Origin of the sequence: Aliivibrio sp. SR45-2 (assembly GCF_963890165.1) — a bacterium.
GTDB lineage: Bacteria > Pseudomonadota > Gammaproteobacteria > Enterobacterales > Vibrionaceae > Aliivibrio > Aliivibrio salmonicida.
Genome location: NZ_CAWPRC010000022.1, coordinates 41361 through 54054, shown reverse-complemented (window position 1 = coordinate 54054; position 12694 = coordinate 41361). Strand labels below are relative to the sequence as shown.

The window sequence follows — 12694 nt, the reverse complement described above, 5'->3', positions numbered from 1 at the left end:
GATGCAAAGACCTCAAGATAAACGCACAAGCTTTAATCAAGGGAATAAACTTGGCAAATTACCAAAAAACGAAGGCGTAAAAAAAACCTTCACCTTTGCTAGTGGCAAGACCGTTAACGCTATACGTATTGTGGTACCGGCAAATGAGTTAAACAACAAAACCGCGATTCATAAATTAAATCCAAGACGACAAGATTCGCTAACACTAGCTTCAGTGCGAGATATTTTAATTAGCATTGAACAAGAGGGTGTTCATACAGAAGGTGTTGCTACCAAAAACGACCAGGGCATTTATGAATTACTTGATAGTTCTCGCCGCCGTTTTAGCTGTCTTCATGCACAAAAAGAATTACCACTATGGGTGATTGAAGAGAGTATCGATGACGCGGATTTAATCGCATTTATCCAAACGACTCAATCGGTAAAGCGCTTATCTTATCGTGAGCTTGGAGCTGATTACGAAGTGCTAATGAAAGAGGGCGGTTTCATTAAGATTGATGAACTGGCTGAATATCTATCATTAGGTCGTGAGACTTGTCGAAAACGTTACGTTGCCGCCTCTATCGACCACGCGTTAATTTCGGTATTTCCAGATTGTGAAGGTATCCCAAATGGCTACTATGCAAAATTGGCAAAGATTGAAAAACAATTATCTAAAGAAAAGACAAGCGTTACCAAGTTCATTTTATCACTGAAACTCAATGAAGTTGAAGAAGAGGCTAGCGTTGAAGATAAGCAAAAAGCCATCTTGAATATCATTGAAACCAAACTTAAAAAGTCGACAGATAAAGTAACTTGGGATACGACAACATTAGCCGACTTTGATGATAAAAACACCTACGCTAAAGTACTAAAAAGCAGTGATAATCGTGGTTTAAAAATTGAGTTAAGCCGTTTACCATCTGAACTTTACGATGACATTATCAAGTATGTATCTGATAAAGTGAAAGCTGGATCGGTAAATAATTAAACTGGGGACAATGGGGGTTGTTTTTAAAATATCATGAAAAAACAACCATCTAGAAACTACAATGTGTTGGACTACTGAACTCATGATGAGTCAATTGTAGGGCTTATTTATCAACTCAGATTATTTGAAACAACCCCAATATGGAGTTATTCGGAAGGCGTTGTAATTTTACACATCTTTTTAAGAAGTCATTTAAAGAATTTTAAATGGCAAGGCACATTTCTCATAAATCTTTTTAAGTGCGTCTGTAGACCCCGATAACGAATAGATGCTCTTGAATACTAATTTATTTTTTGAATACACTTCAATATCTGCAATGTGGCCTTTTTTGATTTCTTGTATCAGCGTTTGCGCGGGCCTCGTTACCATGATTGTTGAATTATCAGGATGAAATCCGGCTTTAAGTTCGTAACTATCAGAACCATCTATGGATATATTAAAATCTAAAACGCCCTTTGTTTTTGTGAGCTTTTGGCTCGCAATTTTCAACGTTAAAAACGTATACTCTTGGGTTTTTCCACACCCAATAGAAAAAGTAGAATAATCGTTTTTTGTGTAATGCTCATAGAGTTGTAATGTGGGCGTATAGGAATTACTCCACGAATGTAAGTGAGCAAATCCAGGGGTTGAATAAACTAATATAATAAAACCTATAAATTTCTTTCTGCTCACTACTTTTCCTTAAGTATTAGGTTGTTATTCCTTCAACACACTATAAACCGTCGTTCGACTACATCCTAATTCTTTACTGATCGCGTTTTTATTCACCCCTTCACTCGCAAGCTCTTTAATTCGATTATGAAGCGTCTTATTAGGAAAACGGCCGAGGTGTCTACCTTCTTCTTTTGCCTGCTCCCTGCCCTCATTACAACGCCCTAGGATACGTTTTCTTTCCAATTCGGCGAAGGCTGAAATGGTAGTATAAATAATACGACCGACATCTGAATTTATATCGAGGTTACCCAAATCATGAAAAACCAAACCCGCGCCTTTAGTTGCTAACTGATCAGCAATTTTCAATGCATCAATAGTATTACGGGCAAGTCGATCTACTTTCATTATATGGATTACATCACCATCACGAGAAAAATCGATCATCGCATTTAATTGGGTTCGCTCTGAATCATTACCACTCGCGTTTTCTTGGAAGATTTTGTCACAGCCTAATTCTTGAAGCTGTTTTATCTGAATATCGAGAGATTGTTCTTTTGAGCTGACTCGTGCGTAACCAAGGAGCATAATTTGGCCTAATTGTGTTCAAAAAGATATGTGTTACTTTATGGTCATGTACATTAATTATCAATAAGACTTTTTGAACAGGTTTAGTGGGAGATTAGGAGAGTACAAAAAGGTACACCTTTCTGGGCAGTAATTAACCCTGACTATAGGGATTGATTTAAAGACCACTATAGAATAAATTACCGTTCAATAGATAAGGAGAACTTTTTTATATAACTCGAACAATTGAATTTATTTTTAGTCTAGTCAACTAGACAGAATTCGTACTTAGTTAATGTTGACGAATATTTTGCAACAACTCACCATCAAACAATGGGGCACTTACGAGTTAGAAGAAACAAATAAAATTATTTACAGGGTCCAATAAAAATAAGTGAGCTTATTCTATCGATTTCCATTTCCCCAACTCTTTTGTTGCTAACCATTTCTCACCTACATCATAAATCTCAATGCTTTCCGTATTCATTGGCGCCATTGACGATGAAGAACGTTTAGCCGCTCCAATATTTTTCATGAAAATACTTTCACAATGTAATAACTCTTTTTTAGAGTTAAGGTATTTAACTTTAAACGCTGGCATTATTATTCCTTTACTAATTTCCACACCCAATGTATTAAACTAAATTGGACCCATTTTCTCTTTATATTGCTTAACAATTCTAATCACCGTTCTTGCAGAAACACCGACTAGCTTAGCGGTAGAATTAATACTCAATTCATTATGGACACGAAGCTGAATTATCTTCTCATGCATATCTAAATCCGGTCGTCGTCCTTTAAATTTTCCTTCCTCTTGGGCTTTGTCAATCCCTTGAGCCTGGCGTCTTCTTCTGTCCTGATAATCTTTTCTAGCTATGGCAGCAAGCATATCTAACATCATGTTATTGATGGCTCTAAACATAGCAGATGTAAAATCATCACTCTGGTGCTTCATTAATACAGCATGACTGGTTGGTAAATCCAAACTAATCACTTTTAATTGTTTTTTATTTATTAATTCTTTAAGTGTCTCCCAATCGTCATCATTAAGACGTGAAAGTCTATCAACTTGCTCTATCAAGATCGCATCGCCTTTTTCTGCATCTTGAAGTAATCGCATTAATTCAGGTCTTTGCAGTGAGGCGCCAGAAACATTTTCAATGTACCATCCAGCTATTCGAGCACCTTTTTCTTCAATAAATGACTTTAAGCTGTCTTGCGCTCTTTTTGCATCTTGCTCTTTAGTTGATGCTCTTAAATAGCCAAATATGTACATATACGGAGTCAACATGTCATTTAAGTAATGATCTAATACTACATGACAAAAAGGTTATGACAAAGAGATAAAGAAGACAAAATACAGGCAGTGACTTTTATCTGTACTCTAATGTCACACCCCAAACGGAGTGTCATTCTAAAAAACACTTGATAGATCTGCTTTTAAGTTTGTTCACATCTATTATTCACCTTCCTTTTGATTTTATAAGGTGAATGGTGGTAAAGTAAGCTATCATATATGATATATATCGGTAATTATAGAATGGCTTGGAAAATTGAATTTTACTCAGGGGTTGAGGACGACATATTATCAATGCCACCTAAAATTCAAGCTCGTATGATTAAATTACTCGAATTAATTGAGTTACATGGAGCAAATCTTGGCTCTCCACATACAGAGTCAATGGGTGACGGTCTTTTTGAAATAAGAGCGAAGACTAAAGAAGGCATAGGTAGAGGACTGTTTTGTTATTTAAAAGGACAACATGTTTACGTATTAAGAGCTTTCGTGAAAAAGTCGAATAAGACACCAAAAAAAGAAATAGATCTGGCCAGAGATAGAATAAAAGAGGTGAAGCTATGAGTTTATCCGCATTAAAAAAGAGTGCCTTTCAAAACCTAGAAGTAAAGAAAGCTTATGATGATTTAGATTCTGAGTTTGATTTGATCAGCTCTTTGATAACAATGAGAGAGAAATCAGGGCTAACTCAAAATGAAATCGCTAAGATAATGGGCACAAAAGCTCCAAATATTTCTCGATTAGAATCAGGACGCTCAAACCCTAGTCTTAAAACTTTAATTAATTATGCTCAAGCATGTGGGTTTAAACTAGACCTTGGTTTCAAGAACGCTTGATTAGTTATAAATAACGAAAATCAAGCATAACTCTTTATTGGTATGTTTATTTTCACATGATGGTTGAATACACAGTGCTTTATCCATATATCTTTAATAGAGGATTTCCCTCTTAGATACTAAAATTTAAGGATAATTATTATGAGTCTTAAGCCTGGTCCAAAACCAATTGCTAAATCAACAGGTAAACTTGACCAACGTCGACGTGACAATAAAGATACTCCGGGAAACAGCTCTGGTTTAAAACCGAGTAAATCTTCAGGAAAATAATAACATTTGTTTAATTCAACAAACGTTATAGGAATTGAAAAGGTCGCCTAAATTGGCGACCTTTCTTTTAGCTCGTGATCACGTTTTAATTCAAATGTAGCTAGAACTAGTCATAACTCCATTGTCATATGGCAGTAAGGGATACCGAGGTTGTTGCAAATAATCTGAGTTGATAAATAAGTCCTACAATTGACTCATTATTATTGAAAAACGACCTCAACATTGAATAAACGATTAAGGAAGGCGGATCTCTCCCGTACTACGGTTTCACGTTTATCATTACGTAACCAGAAATCAAACTGTCCCTTATTCAACATTCGCAAAAATTCAAATCCTTGAATGGTTGACCAAGCTCGCTTCCTCAGTTTGAAACCACCGGCGGCCACGATCAATTTCTTAATGGGGGCATGATCGGACTCAATGCCATTATTGAGGCATTTAACTTGCCGCTGCTCGACATCCTCTCGTAGTCGTCCCTCTTCCTTTAATCTCGCGTATGAAGAATGTTTATCTGTGTTTAACGTTTTGGGATGTTGTTTGTAGTGGCATAGTGAATTTGGCCACCTAGTTAGAAATGATATAATCATTTCAGAATTAAATAGGTGTACATAATGACAAGACGTCCAAGAAAGAACTATAGCGCGTCATACAAGTTAGAAGCAGCTCAGTTAGTTACTGAAGCTTCTCAAGCTATGAACGTAAGTAAATCAGTGATGACTAATTGGGTTCAACAGCTAAAAAGTGAATTAAGCGGAGTGATGCCAACGGCATCACCTATAACTCCCGAGCAAATAGAAATTCGTGAGTTAAAGAAAAAACTTGCTCGTCTTGAGGAGCATAATGAAATACTAAAAAAGGCTACGGCTCTGTTGATGTCAGACTCACTGAACAATTCGCATTAATAGATAAACTCAGACAGAGCCACAGCATAAGTATTCTTTGTGAAACTTTTGGTATACATCGGAGTAGCTATAAGTATTGGAAGGCAAAACCAAGAAATATAGACCGTGAATTCTTAGACTTATGCTCAGAAATTAAAGAGGTATATCGTTGTAGTAATGGTTCTGCAGGGGCGAGAAGTATAGCTAAAATGGTATCCCAGAGAGGGATACCACTTAGTCGCTACCGTGCAACTAAGTTAATGAAATTACTCAACTTAGTAAGTACGCAAATACCGAAGCATAGCTATAAGAAAGCAAACCATGAAAGTATTATTGCTCCTAATTTATTGAAACGACAATTTGATGTTAAACAACCAAATAAAATTTGGTGCGGAGATGTGACTTACATTTGGATAGGTACAAGATGGGCTTATTTGGCTGTTGTTATTGACCTATTTTCACGAAAACCGATTGGTTGGTCATTATCACTTACCCCAGATAGTAACCTTACAAGCAATGCGCTTTCAATGGCTTATGAGTTACGAGGAAAGCCATTAAATGTTATGTACCATAGCGATCAAGGCTGTCACTATACCGGCTTAAAATTCAGGCAGAAATTGTGGCAATATCAAATAATTCAGAGCATGAGTCGTCGTGGGAATTGTTGGGATAATAGCCCAATGGAAAGGTTTTTTAGAAGTTTAAAAAGTGAATGGGTTCCTAAGAATGGATATAAAAGTTTTGCTGAAGCAAAACATTCAATAACTAAATATATCATAGGTTATTTCAGCAGTACTAGGCCTCATCAGCACAATGATGGATTACCACCTAACCTTGCAGAGCAACAGTATTGGTTAGAATATAAATCGGTGGCCAGTTTTACTTGACCACTACAATTTATGCATATAATTCTCATGGTTGGTATATATATACATCATACTAAATTAGAAGTGAAATGATTAAAATGTTCTACAATAATCACAAATTAATTGGAAATAAAGTGTTAAAATACCTATTCAATTTTATTGAATAGGTATTTTTTAATGTGTAACAACAATATATGTATACGGATAGCCCCTATTATTGGAGTATTAATATCATTTTCAGGTTATTCGAATGAGAATAACGTATATCCGGTCCCTTTTATAGGTGCGAAAGGAGGTTATCAGATGAGTGATGATAATAATTATGACTATGATAAACCTGACTCTGGATTATTTGGTATTTCTGGAGGTGTCGCATTTGATAAAAATTGGCGGTGGGATATTGGTTATCAATACTGGTCAAAGATTAAAGCTAATGCAACTGAAATTGAATTGGATATTTCATTAATTGAGAGTGCTTTACGTTATGATTGGTATATTTCAGATAATACTAGTATATATGGAAGGTTAGGTTTTTCATATTGGACAATTGATAAACAAAACTTATCCGGAAATAATACCGATGCTTCTGGATTATCCCCATTAAGCGAATTAGGTATTAGTTATTCACTTTCACAAAATATATCGATAAATACTGGATATCAGTATATTGATGAAATTGGTAGTTATAATACAGGAAAGTTTGACAGTCATTCTTTTGTGGTAGGTATAAGTTATAGTTTTGTTAAAAATAAAAACTATGTACCGATAATAACAAATAAAAAGCCAGTTTCCATACCTGTTTATAAAAAAACAATAGTAGAAAAACCAGAATCTTCTCAAGTTACATTCGCTTTAAATAATAATACATTGACAAATAATGCTAAGAGTTTATTAGAAGAGCCTTTATCAATACTTAAAGAAGATTTGAGAACAACAGTATTAATCGTCGGTCATACAGATTCAAGTGGTTCAGAATACCATAATCAAAAACTATCGGTGCGTCGAGCGCAATCCTGCGCTGACTTTTTTATTAAAAATGGTATTGATGTACAACGTATATCAATTAAAGGAAAAGGAGAGATAATGCCCTTTACTAGCAATAAAACAAAAGAAGGACGTTCAAAAAATCGTCGAGTTGAAATTGTTATATCTAAAAATAAAGAGAGTTTTTGATGAAATCACACTTAAAGTTGAAAATGTTTACTTTTATTACCTCATTTATTTTAACGGGGTGTAATTCAGAAGATATTTTTGAAAATGGGGAGGCTGAATTAGAAAAAAAAGCTGAACTATATGATATTGTTGTTAGCCCAAGTGATGTAGATATATATTTAGGTCAACAATATTTAGCTACTGGAAAATATGATGATGGTACAGAAGCAGATATTACAAACATAGTAACATGGAAAGTATTAGATAATATTGTAGCAAGCAGCTTATCTTCGGGTTATGTAACGCCTAAAAATATAGGAACAACTAAAATAATCGCAAATATAAAAGGAATAACTAGCAATGAAGGTAATATAAATGTAATTAAATCTTTGGTTTGTGGTCATGATGTAGGGAATTTAATAGCTACAGCAATTGATAATAATGATAGGAATAACGCTGCTACAAAATGTTTAAAAATAGCACAAGATAACAAAGGAAACTGGTTTACATCATCACCAAGTATTGAATTATTAAATTATTTTGGATATTCAAAGGAGGTTGGGAATAGTGGTAATGACAAAACCTATGCTAATGTTTATGATGAAGACGGAACTTATGGTCCGTATGGTAAATACGGATTGTTTGATCAGCTAGGGGGAGATAGCTTTGGTGTAAATGGACAATATGATCGGTGGTGTCAGAATTTATCGTCTATAAATTTTGCAGGGAAAGAAAATTGGCAACGAACTTTACAAACCGAATTGCATGATAATGTACTTACTTCTGGATTATATTTCGCTAAAGGTGACATGACTGCTAATTATGGTTGGCCAGGCGCAAAATATAAGCTCTATTGGAGCTCCACTCCTGAAAGTAGTGATTCTTTCAAGACGGTGAGACTTTATGATGGATTGATTGGCAGCGCTTCTTTTGCTTCAGAAATGTACGCATCATGTATATCTAAATAGCTAAATATTCAATCTAGATAAATGGGGTTGTTAAAAAATTGAACAATAGGCGCCTACGGCGCAAATCAAAAGGACTCAACCTCTTCCATTGCTGCCAATAAATCGTTTATCCTATCGTCATGCACGCATATAAGCCCCTGAAACGGGGCTGTTGCAAATAATTTGAGTGGATAAATAAGCCTTACAATTGACTCATTATTATTAAAAAACGACCTCAACATTGAATAAGCGATTGAGGAAGGCGGATCTCTCCCGTACTACAGTTTTACGTTTATCATTACGTAACCAGAAATCAAATTGTCCCTTATTCAACATTCGTAAAGATTCAAATCCTTGAATGGTTAACCAAGCTCGCTTCCTCAGTTTGAAACCACCGGCGGCCACGATCAATTTCTTAATGGGGGCATGATCGGACTCAATGCCATTATTGAGGCATTTAACTTGCCGCTGTTCGACATCCTCTCGTAGTCGTCCTTCCTTCTTCAGTCTAGCAATAGCATTGGCGTATGAGCAATGTTTGTCCGTGTTTAACGTTTTAGGTTGATTGTCTATGTCGTAATATCTTAAGCAACGCTTAAGGAATTGGTAGGCCGCTTCTTTATTGCGCTTGTGGGAAAAATAAAAATCGAGAGTCTCTCCTTGCTTATTAATGGCACGGTAAAGGTAGTGCCATTTCCCCTTAACTTTGACGTAGGTTTCATCAAGTTGCCAGGATGAGTCGGTTTTAATGAATTGATAATTACGACGTAACTTTTTTCGTAATTTAGGGGAATATTCAATAAACCAACGGTAAATAGTGGAACGATTAACCGATATGCCTCGCTCGGCGAGCATATCACTGAGATTTGCGTAACTCATTGGTGTTGAGCCATACCAACGTAAACACCAAAGAATAATTTCTGGTGCGAAGTGTTTCCATTTAAATTCAGAATTGGTCATTAGCTACGAAATGATATAAAAGATTGTGGGATCTTGGCGTTAAACTGAATTTTTTGCAACAACCCCCTTCAAAGTATCGAGTCTGGAAATACCATCCTTGCACCAATTCCAAAAACTGAGGAGTATCGAAAAGAGAGCTTTGAAAGTGGAAGAAGTGAAAATGACGAATAAACCAGGAAGGGAAGACTCGACTTCGTTTAATCAAGTGAAGCGATATAAGATCCCATTTCGAGCTGAAGGCGGTGCACTCAAAGAAATCAAGTACACTGAATTTAAAGGTGGCAGTAAAAAGGGCGACATAAGCCGCCCTTTAATATTACCAAAATCTAACTAGGTTAGTTTAATAGGTAGGTGTTAATTTTACCTTTACCGTTTGGCTTGCTAGATGTTACCACTCTAAAACCATTACCCTCTGCGGCGAATGATACAGGGTAAGCCTTAATATCGGTTTGAGATATGCCTTTGTCGCATCCGCTGTCATTAGCGTAACAAGCTAGGCCGTCAATAGGGTATCGTGATAACTCCTTACCTTCATAGCTGTATATCTTAACACCAAGGAAGTTGTCTTCGCTCTTACTTGAGCCAGCGTTGCTACCATAAGGCACGCCAACATCCATTATAGCCACCTTGCTATCACCAAGCATCGGATAGCCCGCAGCGGCAGGTATATTTACCACTGAACGGTCATTTTTATTAGCTAGTGCGTATCCATATCCTGAATGTTCTGAATGCCCGCAGTATGGTCGATTATTAGCCCCGCTAAATTTGTATACTGCGTTTTCACTATCAAAGAAATCGCTGTCTGATATGTCACCTCCGCTGTGATAAGGCGGTATTGCTACCTCAAAGCTTCCGTCATTAAGGTTAGCCACGATAGAGTTCGCGTCCTCGCTAGTGTTATGAATGTATAATTTACCATCATCAATAGTTGCACCGTATAAGTACGATGCCTTAAATGATGAGGGAACGTCACTCATCGCACCTTTAAAATCAATAGTTCGCCAGTACTTGGCTGTATCTGATCGCTTTGTCCATCCATTGATATCTATCGATTTACCAGACGTATCTGCTAGGAAATAGGCTACATACTTTCCATCATCGGAAATATGCAAGCGACTTGTTGCCTCAAAAGAAACCTGAGCTTCTTTCCCAAAGCTACCCTGTGGCAAGTAATTACCATCTTTACCAACTGGAATGGATACAACTGATTTCTCAAGATCGCTAATAGAGCTTGGAGTTGGATTATCACTGGTTAGATCTACAATATTAACTAGCGCGCAGTCGTCCATGTTCGTCGTTGAGCACGTAAGGTTATCATGCAAATACACCATTGTTGAACCGTCTTTACTTACAATAAAGTCATCACCTGTAAATACCTTAACCTTTCCGTTAGGAGTCATTACGGTTACTTTCTGATAATCATATTTATCCGCATCGGTTCTTGGTGCTCCGCTGAGATGGTTTTTAGCTCGAATGATAGAAGTGCCGCCGTAAGTCTCAAACTTCACATCATCTACCAATGAACCATCACTGTTAAATGCTTTTTCTAAAACATCTTCAACGGCAGGGTCGCTAGCTGCGGCCGCCATTGCGTCATGCATTGGTTCAGCGGCAGCGTTTGTATCAATGGTTCTAACAATGTGGACGTCAACACCAATAGTTAGAATATCAGACTCGGTAACGCTATCTAGATTTGTGTTTTGATAATCGTCGTTATTACCTCTTTGATACCCACTTTGAACTAACAATTCATAACCGTCAGTTAGTTGTTTAGCAGAAAACGAATAGAGATAATTTGTTCCTGTATTGATTACTTTAACAGGAATTAATTCCTCACAATCGCTATCGCTATCAGCTCTCATGCAGAATGTGTTAATCACAAATTTAGGATCTGGTTGTATCATAGCGAAATCATACATAGTTGAACCATCTACATCTTTTTCACTTGATGGCGAGTCATACGAAAATAATGCTTTTTTCGGTGCTACCGTAGGCTTTTCGTGACCATCCCAAGTGTGTATTTCTGAGTCTTTCAACTGAATGGTAATAGTCTTAGTTTCTAGGTTTTTTGGATTGATGATTCTTAATATTGCCACATCAGTAACTTTTTCAGACAGAACGTGCTCTGCACTTTGGGCATAATAGAAATAATCAAGGGGCATTGATTTTGAGGCTAAATAAGCAGTGCCATAAATAGCATTGATACCATTCTTCCCAACAGTAGGATCAACTGCCCACCCTTTATATTTTTCACCTATTGATATTTTATAGATTGACACCCCTTCAGGGGTTTCTATATCTGAGGTTTTGTGATCTTTAATATCAAAAACACTGTCCATTTGTGGTACATCAATATCTGGACGACCCACTATAGGTACATCAATATCTGGACGACCCACTATAGGTACATCAATATCTGGAGTCTCAACGATATCAATGTTAATAGTATTGATACCTACATTACCAAACTTATCTTCAACAGCGTAAATAACAGTATCTTGAATGCCGTCATGATTTTCACGATCATACTTATAAACAGCTCTTAACGACATGCTACCTTTATCAGATTGCATTACGTCAGCCTTGCCTAGTCTCGCAGAAACATCAGCAATACTTGCTGTTTTAGAACCAACGTGAGCAAGGATCGCTTTCGTTAAATCAAAAGCCTCATTCGCTCTTAATTGTAAATTAAAGCTTTCAGTTTGAAGTGGCATATCATAACTAAAGCCATTGTCGCTACCTTGGTCAGGATTTTGACCAAAGCCGTTATCGTTGTTAGGGTCAATCACATCTTGACCAAAACCATTGTCGTTGCCTTTGTCAGGATTTTGACCAAAGCCATTGTCGTTGTCAGGCGCAGCAAATACGCTAACTGAACTCGATGCAATTGCGCCGTTTGAATCTTCGATTGTATATGAGATCACATCACGGCCGCTTGGTGTCTTTTCGATGCCACGGTATGAAATCTGATTACTCTCAATTTGCACATCACCGTAAGCCGCCTTAGCTTCAATGATGATCAAATTGTCGTTGTCTGCGTCACTATCATTCGCTAATACGTCAACGTCAATAACTTGATTCTGTGAACCGTCAAACTGACCAACAAGGGCGATATCGTGCTTTGCAACAGGAATTGAGTTTGCAGGTTTAATGATTGGGGCTGTGATTGATGAATCACTACTGCTATCACTGCTATTACAGCCAGTAAGTGTTAGTGCCGCAAGAATTGAGGCGCTTAATATGTTTTTTTTCATTTGATAAAAACCTTCTTTTATAAATATAGTTTACAATTATGGG

14 protein-coding genes and 1 pseudogene are annotated in these 12694 nt (G+C 36.8%); 8 read left to right on the top strand and 7 right to left on the bottom strand.

All coding sequences use genetic code 11. The features are described 5' to 3' along the window. Position 1: 1 nt before the first annotated feature. The gene (locus AACV33_RS01130; RefSeq protein WP_182699702.1) at positions 2 to 970 is read left to right on the top strand and encodes a ParB family protein; all 969 of its coding nucleotides are present in this window, start codon (positions 2 to 4) and stop codon (positions 968 to 970) included. A 192-nt stretch (positions 971 to 1162) separates the two neighbouring features. Here AACV33_RS01130 and AACV33_RS01125 read toward each other — a convergent pair whose 3' ends face one another. The 4 genes from AACV33_RS01125 to AACV33_RS01110 all read right to left on the bottom strand — a co-directional run bounded on the left by AACV33_RS01125 (position 1163) and on the right by AACV33_RS01110 (position 3464). Beyond that, on the bottom strand, positions 1163 to 1642 hold the full coding sequence (locus tag AACV33_RS01125) for a hypothetical protein (protein ID WP_182699701.1): 480 nt from the start codon (positions 1640 to 1642) through the stop codon (positions 1163 to 1165). A gap of 24 nt (positions 1643 to 1666) precedes the next feature. Continuing rightward, positions 1667 to 2209: a recombinase family protein gene (locus AACV33_RS01120; RefSeq protein WP_182699700.1), complete on the bottom strand. Its 543-nt coding sequence runs from the start codon at positions 2207 to 2209 to the stop codon at positions 1667 to 1669. Between the two features lie 379 nt (positions 2210 to 2588). Continuing rightward, the gene (locus tag AACV33_RS01115) at positions 2589 to 2789 is read right to left on the bottom strand and encodes a hypothetical protein (RefSeq protein ID WP_044583687.1); all 201 of its coding nucleotides are present in this window, start codon (positions 2787 to 2789) and stop codon (positions 2589 to 2591) included. Positions 2790 to 2828: 39 nt separating this feature from the next. After that, the gene (locus AACV33_RS01110; protein ID WP_182699698.1) at positions 2829 to 3464 is read right to left on the bottom strand and encodes a recombinase family protein; all 636 of its coding nucleotides are present in this window, start codon (positions 3462 to 3464) and stop codon (positions 2829 to 2831) included. 264 nt (positions 3465 to 3728) lie between these two features. On the opposite strand from AACV33_RS01110, the gene AACV33_RS01105 reads away from it, so the two are divergent. The 3 genes from AACV33_RS01105 to AACV33_RS01095 all read left to right on the top strand — a co-directional run bounded on the left by AACV33_RS01105 (position 3729) and on the right by AACV33_RS01095 (position 4591). Continuing rightward, a complete protein-coding gene (locus AACV33_RS01105; protein WP_182699697.1) occupies positions 3729 to 4049 on the top strand; it encodes a type II toxin-antitoxin system RelE/ParE family toxin in 321 nt (106 codons plus the stop codon). Further along, positions 4046 to 4321, top strand: a complete 276-nt coding sequence (locus AACV33_RS01100; RefSeq protein ID WP_182699696.1) for a helix-turn-helix domain-containing protein — start codon at positions 4046 to 4048, stop codon at positions 4319 to 4321. Before AACV33_RS01105 ends, AACV33_RS01100 begins: the two co-directional genes overlap by 4 nt. Positions 4322 to 4462: 141 nt before the next feature. Continuing rightward, positions 4463 to 4591: a hypothetical protein gene (locus tag AACV33_RS01095; RefSeq protein ID WP_255458503.1), complete on the top strand. Its 129-nt coding sequence runs from the start codon at positions 4463 to 4465 to the stop codon at positions 4589 to 4591. A gap of 200 nt (positions 4592 to 4791) precedes the next feature. On the opposite strand, the pseudogene AACV33_RS01090 reads toward AACV33_RS01095, so the two are convergent. After that, positions 4792 to 5205: pseudogene (locus AACV33_RS01090) on the bottom strand (DDE-type integrase/transposase/recombinase); the annotation flags it as partial. Here AACV33_RS01090 and AACV33_RS01085 point away from each other — a divergent pair. The 3 genes from AACV33_RS01085 to AACV33_RS01075 all read left to right on the top strand — a co-directional run bounded on the left by AACV33_RS01085 (position 5203) and on the right by AACV33_RS01075 (position 8458). Next, positions 5203 to 6359 (top strand): IS3 family transposase gene (locus tag AACV33_RS01085; RefSeq protein ID WP_182699695.1). Its coding sequence is split into 2 segments (ribosomal slippage): positions 5203 to 5440 and positions 5440 to 6359, totalling 1158 coding nucleotides; the frame shifts between segments, so codons are not numbered across the junction. The pseudogene AACV33_RS01090 and the gene AACV33_RS01085 overlap by 3 nt on opposite strands. 156 nt (positions 6360 to 6515) lie before the next feature. Next, positions 6516 to 7511: an OmpA family protein gene (locus AACV33_RS01080; RefSeq protein WP_255458502.1), complete on the top strand. Its 996-nt coding sequence runs from the start codon at positions 6516 to 6518 to the stop codon at positions 7509 to 7511. Next, entirely contained in the window at positions 7511 to 8458 is a 948-nt protein-coding gene (locus tag AACV33_RS01075; RefSeq protein WP_182699693.1) for a hypothetical protein, read from the top strand. The genes AACV33_RS01080 and AACV33_RS01075 overlap by 1 nt, the downstream gene beginning before the upstream one ends. Positions 8459 to 8659: 201 nt before the next feature. Here the strand turns inward: AACV33_RS01075 and AACV33_RS01070 are convergent, their stop codons facing one another. Continuing rightward, positions 8660 to 9397 (bottom strand): IS6 family transposase, encoded by a 738-nt coding sequence (locus AACV33_RS01070; protein WP_182699692.1) that lies wholly within the window; start codon positions 9395 to 9397, stop codon positions 8660 to 8662. 160 nt (positions 9398 to 9557) lie between these two features. Here AACV33_RS01070 and AACV33_RS01065 point away from each other — a divergent pair, with 160 nt between their 5' ends. Beyond that, the gene (locus tag AACV33_RS01065) at positions 9558 to 9731 is read left to right on the top strand and encodes a hypothetical protein (protein WP_182699691.1); all 174 of its coding nucleotides are present in this window, start codon (positions 9558 to 9560) and stop codon (positions 9729 to 9731) included. A 1-nt stretch (position 9732) separates the two neighbouring features. On the opposite strand, the gene AACV33_RS01060 is transcribed toward AACV33_RS01065, so the two are convergent. After that, positions 9733 to 12651 (bottom strand): Ig-like domain-containing protein, encoded by a 2919-nt coding sequence (locus AACV33_RS01060; protein WP_182699690.1) that lies wholly within the window; start codon positions 12649 to 12651, stop codon positions 9733 to 9735. Positions 12652 to 12694: the final 43 nt, after the last annotated feature.